Source organism: Pasteurella sp. XG20 (assembly GCF_018968665.1).
Classification (GTDB): domain Bacteria; phylum Pseudomonadota; class Gammaproteobacteria; order Enterobacterales; family Pasteurellaceae; genus Pasteurella; species Pasteurella multocida.
The window spans coordinates 2,066,296-2,083,540 of record NZ_CP076656.1; the positions used below are offsets into that span (position 1 = coordinate 2,066,296).

General features: G+C 40.9%; 17 protein-coding genes and 1 rRNA gene. 7 read left to right on the plus strand and 11 right to left on the minus strand.

Features of this window, described 5'->3' with window-relative positions; all coding sequences use genetic code 11:
• Positions 1–34: 34 nt before the first annotated feature.
• Together KPF51_RS09690 and KPF51_RS09695 are read right to left on the minus strand one after the other, a co-directional pair.
• The gene (locus KPF51_RS09690; RefSeq protein ID WP_005757699.1) at positions 35–361 is read right to left on the minus strand and encodes a HigA family addiction module antitoxin; all 327 of its coding nucleotides are present in this window, start codon (positions 359–361) and stop codon (positions 35–37) included.
• A gap of 107 nt (positions 362–468) precedes the next feature.
• Positions 469–795 (minus strand): type II toxin-antitoxin system RelE/ParE family toxin, encoded by a 327-nt coding sequence (locus tag KPF51_RS09695; protein WP_061406326.1) that lies wholly within the window; start codon positions 793–795, stop codon positions 469–471.
• 157 nt (positions 796–952) lie between these two features.
• Between KPF51_RS09695 and trmL the strand changes: the two genes are divergently transcribed.
• Entirely contained in the window at positions 953–1,429 is a 477-nt protein-coding gene (gene trmL, locus KPF51_RS09700; protein ID WP_042742721.1) for a tRNA (uridine(34)/cytosine(34)/5-carboxymethylaminomethyluridine(34)-2'-O)-methyltransferase TrmL, read from the plus strand.
• A gap of 73 nt (positions 1,430–1,502) precedes the next feature.
• Here the strand turns inward: trmL and KPF51_RS09705 are convergent, their stop codons facing one another.
• Positions 1,503–2,372, minus strand: a complete 870-nt coding sequence (locus tag KPF51_RS09705; protein ID WP_061406325.1) for a VirK/YbjX family protein — start codon at positions 2,370–2,372, stop codon at positions 1,503–1,505.
• 110 nt (positions 2,373–2,482) lie between these two features.
• Between KPF51_RS09705 and yihA the strand changes: the two genes are divergently transcribed.
• Together yihA and KPF51_RS09715 are read left to right on the plus strand one after the other, a co-directional pair.
• Positions 2,483–3,100, plus strand: a complete 618-nt coding sequence (gene yihA / locus KPF51_RS09710; protein ID WP_005724253.1) for a ribosome biogenesis GTP-binding protein YihA/YsxC — start codon at positions 2,483–2,485, stop codon at positions 3,098–3,100.
• Between the two features lie 108 nt (positions 3,101–3,208).
• A complete protein-coding gene (locus KPF51_RS09715; RefSeq protein ID WP_061406324.1) occupies positions 3,209–4,738 on the plus strand; it encodes a YifB family Mg chelatase-like AAA ATPase in 1,530 nt (509 codons plus the stop codon).
• A 53-nt stretch (positions 4,739–4,791) separates the two neighbouring features.
• Here KPF51_RS09715 and KPF51_RS09720 read toward each other — a convergent pair whose 3' ends face one another.
• Genes KPF51_RS09720 through envC form a run of 3 tightly spaced genes read right to left on the minus strand, consistent with a single transcriptional unit; the run spans position 4,792 to position 7,567 of the window.
• Positions 4,792–5,478 carry a hypothetical protein gene (locus KPF51_RS09720; protein ID WP_061406323.1) on the minus strand — a complete coding sequence of 229 codons (687 nt, stop codon included), beginning with the start codon at positions 5,476–5,478 and terminating at the stop codon, positions 4,792–4,794.
• Between the two features lie 20 nt (positions 5,479–5,498).
• Positions 5,499–6,341 (minus strand): divergent polysaccharide deacetylase family protein, encoded by an 843-nt coding sequence (locus KPF51_RS09725; RefSeq protein WP_061406322.1) that lies wholly within the window; start codon positions 6,339–6,341, stop codon positions 5,499–5,501.
• Positions 6,338–7,567: a murein hydrolase activator EnvC gene (envC, locus tag KPF51_RS09730; RefSeq protein ID WP_151244430.1), complete on the minus strand. Its 1,230-nt coding sequence runs from the start codon at positions 7,565–7,567 to the stop codon at positions 6,338–6,340. The genes KPF51_RS09725 and envC overlap by 4 nt, the downstream gene beginning before the upstream one ends.
• Positions 7,568–7,749: 182 nt before the next feature.
• On the opposite strand from envC, the gene KPF51_RS09735 reads away from it, so the two are divergent.
• Positions 7,750–8,433, plus strand: coding sequence for a 2,3-diphosphoglycerate-dependent phosphoglycerate mutase (locus KPF51_RS09735; RefSeq protein WP_005718066.1), 684 nt, complete (start codon positions 7,750–7,752; stop codon positions 8,431–8,433).
• Positions 8,434–8,533: 100 nt separating this feature from the next.
• Here the strand turns inward: KPF51_RS09735 and carB are convergent, their stop codons facing one another.
• From carB to carA, 4 genes are all read right to left on the minus strand, one after another.
• The gene (carB, locus tag KPF51_RS09740; protein ID WP_061406320.1) at positions 8,534–11,740 is read right to left on the minus strand and encodes a carbamoyl-phosphate synthase large subunit; all 3,207 of its coding nucleotides are present in this window, start codon (positions 11,738–11,740) and stop codon (positions 8,534–8,536) included.
• 71 nt (positions 11,741–11,811) lie between these two features.
• Complete coding sequence (locus KPF51_RS09745) at positions 11,812–12,435, minus strand: DJ-1/PfpI family protein (protein ID WP_061406319.1); 624 nt, start codon at positions 12,433–12,435, stop codon at positions 11,812–11,814.
• Positions 12,436–12,463: 28 nt separating this feature from the next.
• A complete protein-coding gene (locus tag KPF51_RS09750) occupies positions 12,464–13,333 on the minus strand; it encodes a PhzF family phenazine biosynthesis protein (RefSeq protein WP_061406318.1) in 870 nt (289 codons plus the stop codon).
• Positions 13,334–13,417: 84 nt separating this feature from the next.
• Positions 13,418–14,575 carry a glutamine-hydrolyzing carbamoyl-phosphate synthase small subunit gene (carA, locus tag KPF51_RS09755; protein WP_005752067.1) on the minus strand — a complete coding sequence of 386 codons (1,158 nt, stop codon included), beginning with the start codon at positions 14,573–14,575 and terminating at the stop codon, positions 13,418–13,420.
• A 347-nt stretch (positions 14,576–14,922) separates the two neighbouring features.
• Between carA and KPF51_RS09760 the strand changes: the two genes are divergently transcribed.
• From KPF51_RS09760 to KPF51_RS09770, 3 genes are all read left to right on the plus strand, one after another.
• On the plus strand, positions 14,923–15,663 hold the full coding sequence (locus KPF51_RS09760) for a VacJ family lipoprotein (protein WP_061406317.1): 741 nt from the start codon (positions 14,923–14,925) through the stop codon (positions 15,661–15,663).
• 12 nt (positions 15,664–15,675) lie between these two features.
• On the plus strand, positions 15,676–16,170 hold the full coding sequence (locus KPF51_RS09765; protein WP_005718061.1) for a YfbU family protein: 495 nt from the start codon (positions 15,676–15,678) through the stop codon (positions 16,168–16,170).
• A 171-nt stretch (positions 16,171–16,341) separates the two neighbouring features.
• Positions 16,342–16,782, plus strand: coding sequence for a hypothetical protein (locus KPF51_RS09770; RefSeq protein WP_005724242.1), 441 nt, complete (start codon positions 16,342–16,344; stop codon positions 16,780–16,782).
• 238 nt (positions 16,783–17,020) lie between these two features.
• Here the strand turns inward: KPF51_RS09770 and rrf are convergent.
• Positions 17,021–17,136 (minus strand): 5S ribosomal RNA (rrf, locus tag KPF51_RS09775).
• Positions 17,137–17,245: the final 109 nt, after the last annotated feature.

Below are 17,245 nucleotides of genomic sequence, written 5' to 3' on the forward strand. Positions count from 1 at the left end.
TACAAGGTTGAGCATTTTATTTTGTTCACTATCATCAAGCGATTTTTTCTAACAGATTATGCTGATCAATAGACGAAATTTTCTTTAAACTTTCTTGAAACCTAGCATTGTTTTCAATTTCCCATAAGTCTAATTTCATTTGTAAATTTAACCAAAACTCAGGACTTGTATTAAATAGTTTTGCTAGTTTCAGTGCCATTTCTAAAGACAATTTAGTATTATTATTAACGAGTGCACTCGCTGTATTACGATGAACATCTAACATTGTAGCTAAATCTGCAATTTTCAAATTTAGTGGAACTAAATATTCATCTAATAAAATATCACCCACTGTTGATGGCTTTCTTTGTACTCTACTCATAATAAATCCTATGTTCTATGTTCTATGTTCTATGTTCTATGTTCTATGTTCTATGTTCTATGTTCTATGTTCTATGTTCTATGTTCTATGTTCTATGTTCCAAATAATTATAATCTATATTGATGTTTATCTAATCTCAACTCTGTTATTTTTGGAAAATTACTTTCTTTATATTTAAATATTAAACGATATTTCACATTCACTCTGATAGAATATAGCCCACTCGTTTTAGGCTCCAATTTTTCCAATTTATTACCTGGTTGACTTCGCAAATCGCTCAAAGTATTTGCGCTATCTAACATATCTAATTTATGCGCTAGCGTATTTTCTATATCACTTGGAATATTTTTATGCTTACTTCCATATAAAAAATACTCATACAGATACTTGTCTTGGAAGCTATCTTCCGTAAGATTAAATCGGACTCTGTCCATAGATGCCCCTTAAAAAATAAAATACGATTGTAATTGTAATACAAATGATTGCACTGTGCAACTGTGCACTCATAAATTCCCTCTCACGAATATCGCACGGTAACTGTGAGCAAAATATGCTAAAATCAGCCCACTTTTTCTTTTTTGTTAAAAAATTATGCTAGATATTGTTTTATACGAACCTGAAATCCCACAAAATACCGGCAATATTATTCGTTTATGTGCTAATACGGGTTTTCGCTTACACTTGATTGAACCACTGGGCTTTACTTGGGATGATAAGAAATTACGTCGTTCCGGCTTGGATTATCATGAATTTGCCGAAATCAAACGGCATAAAACCTTTGAGACATTTTTAGCCACTGAACAACCAAAACGTCTGTTTGCGTTAACCACGAAAGGATCACCAGCACACAGCCAAGTGCAATTTGAGTTAGGGGATTATTTGATGTTTGGTCCAGAAAGCCGAGGAATTCCAATGTCCATTTTAGACAGCTTGCCAATGACACAAAAAATTCGAATTCCGATGACGGAAAATAGTCGTAGCATGAACCTCTCTAATTCCGTTGCGGTCACCGTCTATGAAGCATGGCGACAACTAGGTTACGGCGGTGCGGTAAATCTCCCACGTTAAAAAATACGAAAAAACCACCGCACTTTCTAACAAAAAGGTCGCTTATTTGATTAAGCGACCTTTTCTCTTGGCATTAATGTTGCAATTTCTGCTTCATACTGGCTTGTAACTGTTCAAGCATCGCATAGCGCTTACGATACATAGAGCGTTTGTTACTTGGAATACTGTCCATGTCTTTCATCGCAAATTGCACTGGCAACTCCCAATAATCTTTCAGTTCGCCAGCAGATTCCGCAAAAATCGCATCATAATCCACCACATAGCGCTTACTTTGGACCAAGCGAGATTTATTTTGATACTTGTGTGGAATGCCTAATAATTTGTCATACCCCAAAGCATTCGTGAGCGCTTTCATCGCCTCCACCATCAAATAGGCTGGACGTAAACCATGACATTTTTTCGTCAACACTTTCACTAACTCTTTTGAACCCTCAAAGTTTGGACCTTGAATCACGGCAATAAGTAATGATTGCTCAACTTTACCAAAGGTTAATAAATAAATTAATTGCCCCGTCGGTTTATAACGCAGTTCTAATGCCCAATACCCTTCCATTGCCTGATGATAATTTAGACACAGATAAAGCTCAAAATCCTCAATAACCTCACCAAAGCACATTTCCTTTTCCCATAACTGAGGCAGACCAAGTGCGGTGAATTTTTCGGGTAAAAAACGTAAATTCTCACAAATTGCTGCAAAACGTTGTTTGGTGCTAAAACGCTTGTCTAAAAAACGGTGTGCCAACGGATAACTAAAGCTAGGACGGCTGTTTAATAACCCTGCTAAGGTAGGATGCTGATTAATAAACTGTTCAAAACGCTTAATATTGCCCTGATGCAATAACGAACGTAAATGGAAACGAAAACGTTTCAAACGATAGGATTTTTTGCCCTGATCAGGATATAAACGTATGGGATCAGGCCATTGATAAAAGTTATCTGTCATATAATTCAGCTAATTAGAAATAAAGAGCGCTTATTTTCGCATAAATTCGGCATTTTTTCATTTTTTTATGTGTGCTTATAAGGTATTCTAAGACACTTAAAGGAGCCTCTATGTCTGATATAAAACTGAATTATCATAAAACCCATTTTCTCACCAGTGCACCGGATATTCGTGCCTTGCCAGAAGACAGTGGCATTGAAATTGCTTTTGCGGGACGTTCAAATGCGGGAAAATCCACCGCACTGAATGCCTTAACCAACCAAAAAAGTTTAGCACGTACTTCAAAAACCCCCGGTCGCACCCAGTTAATCAACTTATTCGAAGTGGAACCCCAATGTCGTTTAGTGGATTTACCCGGTTATGGCTACGCCGCGGTGCCTGAACAAATGAAAATTCAATGGCAAAAAGCTCTCGGCGAGTACCTACAAAAACGTCAATGTTTAGCTGGCGTGGTGATCTTAATGGATATTCGTCATCCGTTGAAAGACTTAGACCAACAAATGATAGAATGGGCGGTCGCCTCTAAGTTGCCAGTTCTTCTTTTACTCACCAAAGCAGATAAACTGAGCCAAAGTGCCAGAAGTAAACAAGTAAAAATGGTACGTGAAGCCATTCTCCCTTTCCAAGGGGATGTGCAAGTTGAAGCCTTTTCCGCTTTAAATAAAACGGGCATTGATCGTCTTGCTGCAAAATTAGACAGTTGGTTTGCCCCTGTTTTGAGTGAATAGAAACATCGTTTCTGCGATCTAGATCGTAAAAAAGTGCGTTCTTCCTGCCAAAGGAAACGCACTTTTTTATTATCCAGCGGTTTTCTTTTTTTATCAGTGGAATGAACGATGTCACTTGCAATTGTTTATAGTCGCGCCTCAATGGGCGTACAAGCCCCTTTAGTCACCATTGAGGTGCATTTCAGTAATGGTAAACCGCAATTCAACTTAGTCGGCTTACCCGAAAAAACCGTCAAAGAAGCACAAGATCGCGTACGCAGTGCCTTGCTCAATGCCCAATTTAAATACCCAGCTAAACGGATCACCGTCAATCTCGCCCCCGCCGATTTACCCAAAGAGGGCGGACGTTTTGATTTACCGATCGCCATTGGTATGCTCGCCGCTTCTGGTCAAATTGACCCACAAAAGTTACAGCAATTTGAATTTGTGGGTGAGTTAGCGCTAACGGGTGATTTACGTGCAGTACATGGCGTCATCCCCGCGATCCTTGCTGCACAAAAAGCCAAGCGGAAATTGATTATCGCCAGTCAAAATGCCAATGAAGCTTCGTTAGTTTCCCACCAAGACACCTATTTTGCTCAACATTTACTAGAGGTCGTCAATTTCCTCAATGATCATACTACGTTACCTTTAGCCTCAGATCTGCCCACACAACATGATCCGGCCCTTTTAGCAACAACACAAAAAGATTTAACCGATATTATCGGACAATCCCATGCTAAACGCGCTTTAACCATTGCTGCCGCAGGGCAACATAATCTGCTTTTTTTGGGTCCGCCTGGTACAGGAAAGACCATGCTCGCCAGCCGATTAACTACCTTGTTACCGGAAATGAACGATCAAGAAGCCATTGAAACCGCCGCAGTGACAAGCCTTGTTCATCATGAATTGAATTTTCATAATTGGAAACAGCGCCCATTTCGTGCCCCTCATCACAGTGCTTCAACACCGGCTTTAGTAGGGGGCGGCACCATACCCAAACCCGGAGAAATTTCGCTCGCACACAATGGGGTGTTATTTCTTGATGAGTTACCGGAATTTGAACGCAAAGTATTGGATGCCTTACGCCAACCTTTGGAAAGTGGTGAAATTATCATTTCGCGTGCCAATGCAAAAATTCAATTCCCCGCTCGTTTTCAATTAATTGCCGCCATGAATCCTAGCCCAACGGGACATTATCAAGGTACTCACAATCGCACCTCACCACAACAAATCTTACGTTATCTCAATCGCTTATCCGGTCCATTTTTAGATCGGTTTGATTTGTCAATCGAAGTCCCTTTACTCCCCAAAGGCGCGTTACAACAGCAAACGGATCGGGGCGAAAGTAGCGCACAAGTGAGAGAAAAAGTATTAAAAGTACGCGACATACAACTGGCGCGCGCGGGAAAAATTAATGCTTATTTGACCAGTAAAGAAATTGAGCGAGACTGTAAGATCAGTGATCAAGATGCGTTATTTTTAGAGAATGCCTTAGCCAAATTGGGGTTATCCGTGCGCGCCTATCATCGTATTTTAAAAGTAGCACGCACCATTGCAGACTTAAATAATGAACGTCAAATTCAACAATGCCACCTCGCCGAAGCACTAGGTTATCGGGCGATGGATAGGTTGTTACAGAAGTTATCTGCGATATAGGCTCGTGCGGTGACAAAACAGCGTTAAAAAGCACCGCACTTGTTTTGAAAACGCTATTGGCACACAATATTCGTCAGTAACGTGACTTTTTCTTTTAAATTCATCTGTGCCACTCTCTCTCCATCTTGTTTCTCTAAAGCTTGGGTCATGGCAAGCGCTTTCGTGTCGACAATCGAAAACACCGGTGTATAAGCGAAATCGGTATGTTGCCCATTGTGTCGGATAATGGCATGAATAACGCTGACGTAATAGCCTTTATAGCTGTCATCGGTATAGTAATTTGTTGCCATTTTTAATGCGACACCGCGTTTTGATTTGAAATCCTGACAAAGTCCTGTTTTGGCGCTAAATACCGCGTGTGCAATACGTCCTTTGCCAAACTCATAGAAATCAAACTGGGTTGCTTTACTTAATTGAGCCATGTCTTGTGCATTATGCGGATTCAATGAGCGCTGCGTTTTCGTATCAAGGAAAATCACATTCATAGGTATATGATTCGCATCATAAATGTGGTAAATCTCGCCTAATGGCGTTGATGTCGCCAGATGAGTCAAATTATCACGTTGATAAACCGTCCCCTTAACATCAGAGGGAGAGTTAAACTGTTCTCTTGACCAGAAACTCACTTCTTTGACAGACTGATCAATATCTTTATATTGGATCCAATACTTGTTGCTTTCTGACATACTCCCGCAACCCGCTAGTGCCATTGAGGCAATAAAAAGATACTTTTGTTTCATGTAGTCTCCTGAATAAGAAATTATTGTGGTATGCCTCTCAACATCGGGATAGCCTGATAAGGCATGCTCGATGTTGGTGCTGGTATGGTATTAAAGAGAGAAATAAGCGGTTTCAGCGCCGTCCCTGTTTCACTACGCCACAAACTCCCCATGCCGACTAACTGTACATTATCGGGTAAGTGTTTTAATCCGGCTTGTAATACGGCCACCGTATTTTTACGTGGATGACCAATCGCGATTGCCGTACCGTGCTTTTGTGCATAATGCACTGCACGTTGAAACTGACGTTCAACATCCGCATAAGTGTCTTTGTCATCCAAAAAAATGTGGCGATCGAGGCTTTGTACCCCGTACTCTTTGGCTATTTTGCCTGCCACACTGCGTCCAATGGTACGACTATCAAGAAAGAACAAATCTTGCACTTTCAGTTCTTGCATTAATTTACGCATTAACTCCGCGTCAGCAGTCGCGGCACTGCCCATGTGATTATTCATGCCAATGGCATGAGATACAATCGCCTTGGCGGTTTGCACACGTTGTTGTACGTCCTCTTGGCGCATGCCAACATGTAATCCTCCCGCTTCAATGCGCTGATGACTTAACGGTTGCATGGGCATATGGATTAAAATATCACGACCTTGTTGATAGGCTTGTTCATTACGTTGGCGAGCATGTGGCGCAGACGGGATAATCGCCACCGAAATTTCTTTTGGTAGCGCATAAATTTGTGCGTCTTCTTTCTGGTGATACCCAATATCATCGATCACAATGGCTAACTTGGCAGGCTGTGCCAACGCCATGCTGATCCACAATCCCCCAAAAAGTAGCACACTTTTCACCTTTTTGACGCCAATTGTTTTCATTTCAACCAACCTATTGGATTCACTGCCACCCCTTTGCGACGAATTTCAAAATACAAGGAAGATTGTGATTGTCCACCACTACTACCAACTTCAGCAATTTTCTGACCGGCTTTGACAAATTGTCCCTCTTTGACAATCACAGACTGATTATAGCCATAAAGACTTAAATCATTTTCACCATGCTTGATAATCACCATGAGCCCGTAGCCTTGTAGCCAGTTTGCTAAAATTACGCGTCCATCTGCGATGCTCTTCACTGCAGTACCCGCATTCGCACCAATGACCATTCCTTTCCAGCGTAATTCGCCCATTTGGGTTGCACCAAAACTATTTAATAGTTTGCCTGAAACAGGGTAAGTGTATTGCTTATTCGGCTTACCCAAACCACTTGAACTTGCCATTAATTGCTTTTCTTGTGCTGTCGGCTGATACGGTTTTTGGGTTTTCTTTTCTTCCGCTTGCTTTTTTTGTGCGTAAGCTTCACGCTCACGCTGCTCCTGCTGGCGTGCCGCTTGTTCTGCGCGTTGAATCTCTTGGCGTAGGGCATTTTCATTCGCGCGTAGGGTTTCCAAGCGGGTTTCATCACGGGATAAATTTCGATTTAATTGTTTTAACGTGGACTGTCGCTCTTGTTGCACTTTTTGCAGATCTTGCTGCTGTTTTTTCTGTTGTGATAATTGGCTCTGTTGCGCTTTTTGTTGCGCAATCATCGTGGCTTTTTCTTGTGCTAATTGCGCTTGTGTTGCTTTGAGATCATCAATTAACGCCAAACGTGCTTGGTTCATATGCGCATAATACTGTTTAAGGCGATCAGCATTTTTTGCTTCCTCAGACAGCATGCGCTCTAGCGCAGAAGGATTAGCCGCCGAACGGTAAGCTGAGTCTAATTGTTCAGCCAATTTTTGTTTTTGTTCACGTTCTTGCTTCTCTAAACGCTGGATTTGCTTTTCTGTGTCGCTAATCATTTTGCGACTTTCTTTTAGCTCTGTTTCCGTTTGACGTAGCTGTGTTATGACTTGATTAATTTGGGTTTCTTGATTTTTTAAATGTGATTGTAATTTTTGCTGCGCTTTCTTTTGCTCCGCAATTTTTTGTTCTTGCTGTTTGATTTGTTGTTGAATTTTAGATAAATCATTAGCAAATACATTGACCGACATGCACAATAAGCCGCAACAAAGTGCGGTGAGTTTTCTTCGAGTTTTCACGTTATTCAATCTCAACCACATTGCAAAACCTTCCGTTAAAATCACGTTGATTAAATATAACATTATTTGAGCAAGGGCTCTAAATCTAATTTTTTATTAAATTTTTGCGACAGATCAGAAAAGCAAAGTATTTCCCTTTTAAAGCCGGCTGTTTTTTGCTATAACTTGCCATAGTTTTTTTATTAACATTGAGGAGATTTTTTATGGAATTGGTCTTTATTCGCCACGGTTTCAGTGAGTGGAATGCCAAAAACCTATTCACAGGTTGGCGTGATGTCAACTTAACAGAACGCGGTATTGAAGAAGCAAAATCAGCAGGCAAAAAATTACTCGAAGCCGGTTTTGAATTTGATATTGCTTTCACGTCTGTTTTAACGCGTGCAATCAAAACCTGTAACATTGTGTTAGAAGAATCTAACCAACTTTGGATCCCGCAAGTGAAAAATTGGCGTTTAAATGAACGTCATTACGGTGCATTACAAGGCTTAGATAAAAAAGCCACTGCAGAACAATATGGTGATGAGCAGGTCCATATTTGGCGCCGTTCTTACGATATTTCTCCTCCAGATTTAGATCCTCAAGATCCGCATTCTGCCCATAACGACCGTCGTTATGCTCACTTACCAAGCGATGTGGTACCTGATGCAGAAAATTTAAAAATCACCCTTGAGCGTGTTTTACCTTTCTGGGAAGACCAAATTGCCCCAGCTTTACTGGCAGGTAAACGTGTCCTTGTGACAGCACACGGCAACTCATTACGCGCACTGGCAAAACACATTGAAGGTATTTCTGATGCAGACATCATGGATTTAGAAATCCCAACCGGTCAGCCACTAGTGTACAAATTAGATGACAATTTAAAAGTCGTGGAAAAATACTACCTTTAATTGAAATCAAGAAAAAATCGGGGCAATTGTCCCGATTTTTTATGAAACTTAACCTAAAAAAGTGCGGTCCTTTTTACCGCACTTTTTTATCAACAGTCGATTACAGTAAACGTTGGTGTAAATCCTGTAACGAATACACTTCAGAATCAGCAAGGTATTCCACACTGCCCGCTAAGGCTTCCGCCCCCGCAAGGGTAGTTTGTAAAAATACTTTTTGTTGCAACGCACTGCGACGAATGGCGTGTCCATCCGTCACGGTTTCAGCTAACCCGCTCACTGTATTGATCACCATCGCAATTTCACCATTTTTAATCGCGTCAACAATATTCGGGCGACCTTCACGCACTTTATTAATAATTTGTACCGCAACACCGTGCTCACGCAGGAATTTTGCCGTACCTAAAGTCGCACATAAGCCATAACCTGATTCTTGTAATTGACGTGCAATAGGTAATAAACGTGGTTTATCAGCATCATTCACCGACAAAAACACTTTACCGGTTTTTGGAATACGTTCGTTGGCACCAAGCTGGGCTTTTAAGAACGCTTCAGCAAAAGTTGTCCCCACGCCCATCACTTCACCGGTTGAACGCATTTCAGGACCTAACACCGTATCAACGCCCGGGAATTTGATGAATGGAAATACGGCTTCTTTCACCGAATAGAATGGTGGAATCACTTCCCCTTGAATACCCTGTGCTTTCAGGCTTTCACCCGCCATCACACGTGCCGCAATTTTGGCAAGTGGGCGCCCTGTTGCTTTACTCACAAAAGGAACCGTACGACTTGCACGTGGATTGACTTCTAATACATAAATCACGCCGTCTTGTACCGCAAATTGTACGTTCATTAACCCTTTCACCCCTAACGCAAATGCCATCTCTGCCGTTTGGCGACGAATTTCATCTTGTACCTCTTGGCTTAAGGAATAAGGGGGTAACGAGCAAGCGGAATCCCCACTGTGAATACCCGCTTGTTCAATATGTTGCATAATCCCACCGATCACGACCTCCGCACCGTCACAGATACAATCCACATCCACTTCAATCGCATTATTTAAGAAGTGATCCAATAAAATTGGGCTGTCATTGGAGACTGATACCGCTTCACGCATATAACGTTTTAATTCTTCCACGTTATACACGATTTGCATCGCCCGCCCACCTAACACATAAGACGGACGCACCACCAACGGATAGCCTACTTCTTCAGCGAGTTTCACTGCTTCTTCCGCATTGCGTGCTGTGCGGTTGGTTGGTTGTTTCAGATTTAATTTATGCAAAATTTGTTGGAAACGTTCACGGTCTTCTGCCGCATCAATGCTGTCTGCGGATGTCCCAATAATGTTCACGCCATTGGCATGTAGATCATTGGCAAGTTTAAGTGGTGTTTGACCACCATAATGCACAATCACGCCATGTGGTTTTTCTACATGGATAATTTCAAGGACATCTTCTAGCGTCAATGGCTCAAAATAAAGACGATCAGAAGTATCAAAATCCGTCGATACGGTTTCTGGGTTACAGTTCACCATAATGGTTTCAAAGCCCGCTTCACGTAGCGCAAGTGAGGCGTGTACACAGCAATAATCGAATTCAATGCCTTGTCCAATCCGGTTCGGTCCCCCACCTAAAATCATGATTTTTTTCTTATCTGACGGACGGCTTTCACATTCTTCCTCGTAAGTGGAATATAAATAGGCGGTATCCGAGGTAAACTCACCCGCACAAGTATCCACTCGCTTATAAACAGGGTGTAAGTTTAAAGAAACGCGCTTATTTCTGACCGCACTTTCCGCTGATTTAGTCAGTTGTGCAATACGTTTATCTGAGAAACCTTTGCGCTTTAAACGGCGTAGTTCTGCATAATCCAACTCATCTAAGGTACGTTTCTCAAGGGCAAGCTCTTCTAGTACTAAATCTTGAATTTGGATCAAAAACCATGGGTCAATTTTACTGTAATGATGGACTTCGTCTAAAGTGAAGCCTGCACCAAACGCATCGGCAACATAAAGAATACGGATAGGTCCCGGATTACCCAATTCTTGACGAATTTTTTCCGGCTCTTCTGACATTAAATTAAAGCCACAAATACCCGTTTCTAAACCACGCAAGGCTTTTTGTAAGGATTCTTGGAACGTCCGTCCCATTGCCATCACTTCCCCCACTGATTTCATTTGTGTGGTTAAGCGATCATCCGCTTGTGGGAATTTCTCAAATGCAAAACGTGGGACTTTCGTCACAACATAGTCAATAGAAGGCTCAAAGGACGCAGGAATTAATCCTCCCGTAATATCATTACGGAGTTCGTTTAAAGTGTAACCGACGGCTAATTTCGCTGCTACCTTGGCAATCGGGAAACCGGTCGCTTTAGACGCAAGGGCGGAAGAACGGCTAACACGCGGGTTCATTTCAATCACGATCATTTCTCCATTTTCTGGATTAATCGCAAATTGGACGTTTGAGCCTCCCGTATCTACGCCGATTTCACGTAATACCGCAATCGAAGCGTTACGCATGATCTGGTATTCTTTATCGGTTAAGGTTTGTGCTGGTGCAACGGTGATCGAATCCCCTGTATGTACGCCCATTGGATCGAAATTTTCAATCGAACATACGATAATGCAGTTATCTGCTTTATCGCGTACTACTTCCATTTCATATTCTTTCCAGCCTAATACAGATTGTTCAATGAGTAATTCATGGGTCGGTGAAGCATCAAATCCTCGTTCACAAATGGCATAAAATTCATCTTTGTTATAGGCAATCCCACCACCAGAACCACCCATAGTAAAAGACGGACGAATCAAAGTCGGGAAACCCACTTCAGATTGTGCCGCCCACGCCTCTTCCAAGCTATGACAAACAAAGGATTTTGGTGTACTTAAACCGATTTTTTCCATTGCCTCTTTGAAACGCCCACGGTCCTCTGCTTTATCAATGGCATCTTCTTTCGCACCAATAAGTTCCACATTGTACTTTTTCAATACACCGTTTTTGGATAAATCCAACGCGCAGTTCAACGCGGTTTGTCCACCCATGGTGGGTAAAATGGCATCTGGACGCTCTTTCTCGATGATTTTTTCAACTGTTCGCCACTCTATCGGCTCAATATAGGTCACATCCGCCATATCGGGATCGGTCATGATGGTGGCAGGGTTAGAGTTCACCAATACCACTTTATAGCCTTCTTCACGCAACGCTTTACACGCCTGCGCCCCCGAATAGTCAAACTCACACGCTTGCCCAATCACAATCGGACCTGCGCCGATGATTAATATGGTGTTTATATCTGTACGTTTTGGCATCTTTTTCTCTCTCTGTAAAACGATTAAAAATTTAACCGCACTTTTGGATATACTGACATCACTTCAACTTGTTATGCTTTTGTCATGTTACTTTTAGCGGAATAACCATATAATGAAGCAAATTCATCTTTATTAGGATCAGCGTTCCAAATATATTCCGTTTGATTCGCTATCTGTTGTGCTAAACCTTGACTGTAATGATCACAAATAAAACCTAAAGTCATATCCATGCCAGCAGACACACCCGATGAAGTATAAAACTTACCATCTCTTACCCAACGAGCGACAGCTTTCCACTTCACATCTGGATTTACCTGACGAACCCATTCAAACGCTAATTTATTGGAAGTCGCCCATTTTCCGTCAAGTTGTTTCGTGGCAGCCAATAAAGCGGAGCCTGTACAAATACTCAGACAAAACTCAGCCTCATCCACAAGTTGGGTTAACCAAGTTAAAAACGGCATATCTTTGACCAGTTGTCGTGTCCCTTGCCCACCAGGAATCAGCAATATACTTTTTTCTGGCAAACATGTGATAGAAACTGTATCTGTTTTAAAGCCTTGATAACTTTTAATCAATCCACCTTGCTTGGAAATATAATGAAGTTGTATATTTGGAAGTCGAAACAAAAACTCAATCGGTCCCATTAAGTCCAGTGTTTCGTAATCATCAAATAATAAGCAATAAATATTCATTTTTTCGAGTTCCTCACTGTACACAAGCTTAACGACTTCCTTGACTTGGTTCACCCTCTCCACTCGGCACAAACAACTCTCCACATCCTACCGCAATCACTTTACCGCCCACATAAATGGTTTCAGATTCATCGACTTGTAAGGTTAAACGGTTCGGGCGTTGGATTTCATCACCTTGATAAATGCGCCAATTGAGTGGTTTTAAGCCGTTTTTAAGACATAAGCCCCCTAAATTTGCAGCCGCTGAACCCGTCCCAGGATCTTCGACAACCGCACCGTTTGAACCAAAAAAGAGTCGCACATTGGCTTGATTTTGTTCTACAAACCAAAGATAAAGTGCAGATTGTTTCACAATTTGATGAAAAAGTGCGGGATGAATTTGGCAAGTTTTAAGGGCGTTGAGAGAGGTCAATTGGATCAGTAATTGGCGACTGCCGGTATTAACCCACGCAATTTGAGCAATATCTGACTCGCTTAAACCTAATAATTGCGTATATTGAGGAAGATTGTCATCAATCATATCCACTTCAATATGGTTTTGTAAACCAAAACAAATTTGCTTCGCTTCATGAAACAACTTCACCAAGCCCGCCTGTGTTTGTAAAAGATAAGTTTCGGGTAGGTTTAACTGCTGATGTAACACAAACGCCGCACCAATTGTCGGATGTCCTGCAAAAGGTAATTCATAATCAGGGGTAAAAATACGTAATTTTCTTACCGCACTTTTTTCTGTTGTTTGATGGACAAAAACGGTTTCGGATAGGTTAAATTGACGTGCAATTAACTGCATTTGTTGATCAGTCAGTCCATCAGCTTGAGGAAAAACCGCTAACGGATTGCCGCCAAAATAGGTTTCGGCAAACACATTAACCAAGTGATATGCATAAGGGGTTAACATCATCGAGCCTCAAAAGTTGAATGAAAATGCGGTCATGATTTAATAAATAAGGCGTAGTACTACCTCAACCTACGCATAGCCTCACTAATGGTGCGCGACATAAGTCGATAACTGACTTAAATTTGCCTTGCGCATTTCATTAATAAATTTATCAAATAAATAAGCCACATCATTTGGACCTGGACTCGCCTCAGGGTGCCCTTGGAAAGAAAACGCAGACTGATCACTGAGTTCAATACCCTGTACAGAATTGTCAAATAATGAACGATGTGTCACACGCACATGACTTGGCAAGCTCGCTTCATCTACTTCAAAACCATGATTTTGACTCGTGATAAACACTTTTTGTGTATTCAAATCTTGTACGGGGTGATTAGCACCATGATGCCCAAATGCCATTTTTTTAGTTTTACCACCTGCGGCTAAACCTAATAACTGATGACCTAAACAAATACCAAAAATGGGTTTCTTTGAGGCTAATAAGGTTTGAATAGCGGAAATGGCATAATCACAAGGTTCCGGATCGCCTGGTCCATTAGACAAGAAAATGCCATCTGGATTTAATGCTAACACTTGCTCTGCACTGGTTTTTGCCGGTACGACGGTGATTTTACAACCACGCTCAGCGAGCATTCTTAAAATATTGTGTTTAACACCAAAGTCATAAGCCACCACATTAAATTCCGCTTGAGTTTGTTCAATAAACCCTTTACCCAATTGCCATTGACCGGATGTCCAAGTAAAAATTTCACCCGTACTCACTTCTTGTGCAAGATCTTTGCCCGCCATAGACCCAAAACTTTTCGCTAACTCAAGGGCTTTGGCTTCATCAATCTCACCGGTCATGATACAACCCGCTTGCGCACCTTTATCACGTAAAATACGGGTTAAACGGCGTGTGTCGATATCCGCAATAGCAACCACATTATGGGTTTGAAGATAATCACGCAAACTCATGGATGAACGGAAATTGCTGTGTAATAAGGGTAAATCGCGAATAATCAGTCCTGAGGCATAAACGTGATTCGCTTCGCAATCTTCTAGATTTGTACCGGTATTGCCAATGTGAGGATAAGTTAAGGTGACGATTTGTCGAAAATAAGAAGGGTCCGTTAGAATTTCCTGATAGCCTGTCATAGCGGTATTAAACACCACTTCGCCTACGGTGTGGCCTTTTGCTCCAATAGAGCTGCCATGGAAAACACTCCCATCAGCCAATACCAAAATTGCTGGTTCAGACATAAATTACTCCTAATTTGTTTTGGTTGAACACTTACGAATGTTCATTAACCACAATCTAGTAAAGTTTGCGAAAATTCACCGCGCTTTCGGGTTTCGCTGAGCAAACTAAATCGTGTCTGAAAATTAACTTGTGGAAGAAAATCCTTTGCCAAAAGTTAAACCTCGCAATTCTAATGGACAATACGTAATTATTCAAGCTATTTCGCAAATGTTAAAATGAATATTTATACAACAATATTGCATAAAAATACAAAAAAGTACACATTTTTTCCGCTACAATAAATTGTCTTGTAGTTATGCATTAACTTGCTAAAATGGTATTTCTTTTCATCTTATAGAGAGCGGATATGAAAAAAAACAAACGTCTCGTAACCTTGTTCTTAGCTGCCACAGTATTAAGTGGCTGTGCGACTATTGATTCAAAAACAGGTGAGCGTAAAGATCCATTAGAAGGCTTTAACCGCACAATGTGGGATTTTAACTATAAAGTAGTTGATCCTTATCTGTTAAAACCTGTTGCGACAGGTTGGAAAGAGTATGTTCCAACACCTGTAAAATCCGGTTTAACGAATGTTGCGAATAACCTAGATGAACCAGCCAGTTTTGTAAACCGCTTACTTTCAGGTGAATTTAAAAAAGCGATGACTCACTTCAATCGTTTTTGGATTAATACGGTATTTGGTATCGGTGGGTTAATTGATGTGGCAAGCTATAGCCCACCGTTAAGAGTAGAAAATCAAAGCCGTTTTGGTGATACACTCGGACGCTATGGGGTTGAAACTGGTTCTTATGTCATGCTACCACTTTATGGACCAGCCACACCACGCCAAGACATTGGTAATTTGGCGGATACCACCTACCCAATGTTATCTTTATTAGGACCTTGGTCACTCTTAAAATCTGGCGTACAAATTATTGACAGTCGCGCTAAAGCATTAGATAAAGATGCCTTATTAGAACAATCACAAGATCCGTATATTACTTTCCGTGAAGCTTATTTCCAAAACCTTGAATATCGAGTGAAAGACGGCAAAGTAAGCACACCAAAACAGGATCTCGCTCAAGATATCTTAAATGAAATTGATTAAAAGGAATACATTATGGAAATGACATCGACACAACGTTTAATCTTGGCCAACCAATATAAATTAATGGGCTTATTAGATAGTCAAAATGCACAAAAATATCAGCGCCTCGAAGCCATTGTAAAAGGCGGATTTGCCTTAGAACTCAAAGAATTAGATAAAGAATTTTCCGATGTGTCAGAACAGGAATGCCAAACTGTATTAGATACCTTAGAAATGTACAACGCCTTACAAACGTCTTACAACAACCTGAGTGATAAATCAGCTCTCACACCACATCGTTTACAATTTGCGGGTTATTGTGCCGTACGTGAGAAAAAATATTTAAATTATTTGCGTTTCATCACTGGTGTAGAAGGAAAATATCAAGAATTTATGCGTTGTGAACACGGTTGTGACTCACAAGTCCCAATGTGGGATAAATATATGCGTATGTTAGATGTTTGGCATGCTTGTCCACATGGTTACCACTTAAGTATGACTGAAATTCAAAATATCTTAAATGCATAGCATCAAACAACAACGTATTAAACAAAGGGGAAGCAATGGCTTCCCTTTTTTATCCACAAAAATGGATATATCAACACAGCGTACTTTTATAACATCTAAAAAATAAACGTTTTTGTTTAAAGAAAAAATGCATATACTTTCTATGATCCCATAATAAAAAAGGAGCATAATATGAAGTCAGTATATTTTTTCCTTCCATTCGTCTCTGCCAGCTTTTCTCTTAATGCCGCTAATACAAGTATTCCTATGTTGGATAAATCTTATCAGGAATCTTCTCAACAACAAGAAGACCCCATCTTTACTTGCAGAACAAATCAAGGAAAAATCATTCAATTAAACAAATATGATGAAGTCTATATCTATCGCTTTGGTGCAAATCTTAATAATCCAGAACTTACACTAACAAGTCATATTGAAAACATCACAAAAGGGGTTATCACGAAAGGCGCAATCGAAATAAAACGTTTCTACGAGCTAACAAGTGGTAATTATACGTATCATATTTTTTATACCAATCCTAAAGCTTATGATGAAAATGGTGTGGAAGTATTTAAAAATAACCAATCGGTAGCAAAAGTACTTTGTTCTGGTGGCATTGAGATTTATGAATAAAGTAAAAAGCGACGACTCCCCCAAACAGCCCGTCTGATTGCCTATTAACTGCTCATTAATTGCTGTGTCTTAATTGCTTCTTAGTTGCTTCTTAATTACTGTATTACTGCTTGGTGCTACTTGATTTTTGGTCATGACTATACTTCTTGTTATGCGAATGACACTCTCCCCATATCCTCACTCTCCCCAAACACAAAAAAACCTCAAGTATCTCTACTTGAGGTTTCTTCTCATTCAGACCTGGCGGTGTCCTACTCTCACATGGGGAAGCCCCACACTACCATCGGCGTTACAGCGTTTCACTTCTAAGTTCGGTATGGAGTTAGGTGGGTCCACTGCACTATCGCCGCCAAGATATTCGGTTGATGTCTTCTCTATTCTTCTGTTCTTCCTTCGTGCTTTCTTCACTCTCGCACTTTAATCAAAAACAAGCTGTCTAAAGTAATTTTCTCTTCTTCGTCTT

What these genes read in the sequence shown, in the direction of transcription:
- KPF51_RS09705 (WP_061406325.1), bottom strand. Translation starts at nt 2,372, where the DNA reads ATGACAGATAACTTTTATCAATGGCCTGATCCCATACGTTTATATCCT.
- KPF51_RS09735 (WP_005718066.1), top strand. Translation starts at nt 7,750, where the DNA reads ATGGAATTGGTCTTTATTCGCCACGGTTTCAGTGAGTGGAATGCCAAA.
- carB (WP_061406320.1), bottom strand. Translation starts at nt 11,740, where the DNA reads ATGCCAAAACGTACAGATATAAACACCATATTAATCATCGGCGCAGGT.
- KPF51_RS09750 (WP_061406318.1), bottom strand. Translation starts at nt 13,333, where the DNA reads ATGTTAACCCCTTATGCATATCACTTGGTTAATGTGTTTGCCGAAACC.
- trmL (WP_042742721.1), top strand. Translation starts at nt 953, where the DNA reads ATGCTAGATATTGTTTTATACGAACCTGAAATCCCACAAAATACCGGC.
- KPF51_RS09690 (WP_005757699.1), bottom strand. Translation starts at nt 361, where the DNA reads ATGAGTAGAGTACAAAGAAAGCCATCAACAGTGGGTGATATTTTATTA.
- KPF51_RS09760 (WP_061406317.1), top strand. Translation starts at nt 14,923, where the DNA reads ATGAAAAAAAACAAACGTCTCGTAACCTTGTTCTTAGCTGCCACAGTA.
- KPF51_RS09770 (WP_005724242.1), top strand. Translation starts at nt 16,342, where the DNA reads ATGAAGTCAGTATATTTTTTCCTTCCATTCGTCTCTGCCAGCTTTTCT.
- envC (WP_151244430.1), bottom strand. Translation starts at nt 7,567, where the DNA reads ATGTGGTTGAGATTGAATAACGTGAAAACTCGAAGAAAACTCACCGCA.
- KPF51_RS09765 (WP_005718061.1), top strand. Translation starts at nt 15,676, where the DNA reads ATGGAAATGACATCGACACAACGTTTAATCTTGGCCAACCAATATAAA.
- KPF51_RS09720 (WP_061406323.1), bottom strand. Translation starts at nt 5,478, where the DNA reads ATGAAACAAAAGTATCTTTTTATTGCCTCAATGGCACTAGCGGGTTGC.
- yihA (WP_005724253.1), top strand. Translation starts at nt 2,483, where the DNA reads ATGTCTGATATAAAACTGAATTATCATAAAACCCATTTTCTCACCAGT.
- carA (WP_005752067.1), bottom strand. Translation starts at nt 14,575, where the DNA reads ATGTCTGAACCAGCAATTTTGGTATTGGCTGATGGGAGTGTTTTCCAT.
- KPF51_RS09695 (WP_061406326.1), bottom strand. Translation starts at nt 795, where the DNA reads ATGGACAGAGTCCGATTTAATCTTACGGAAGATAGCTTCCAAGACAAG.
- KPF51_RS09725 (WP_061406322.1), bottom strand. Translation starts at nt 6,341, where the DNA reads ATGAAAACAATTGGCGTCAAAAAGGTGAAAAGTGTGCTACTTTTTGGG.
- KPF51_RS09715 (WP_061406324.1), top strand. Translation starts at nt 3,209, where the DNA reads ATGTCACTTGCAATTGTTTATAGTCGCGCCTCAATGGGCGTACAAGCC.
- KPF51_RS09745 (WP_061406319.1), bottom strand. Translation starts at nt 12,435, where the DNA reads ATGAATATTTATTGCTTATTATTTGATGATTACGAAACACTGGACTTA.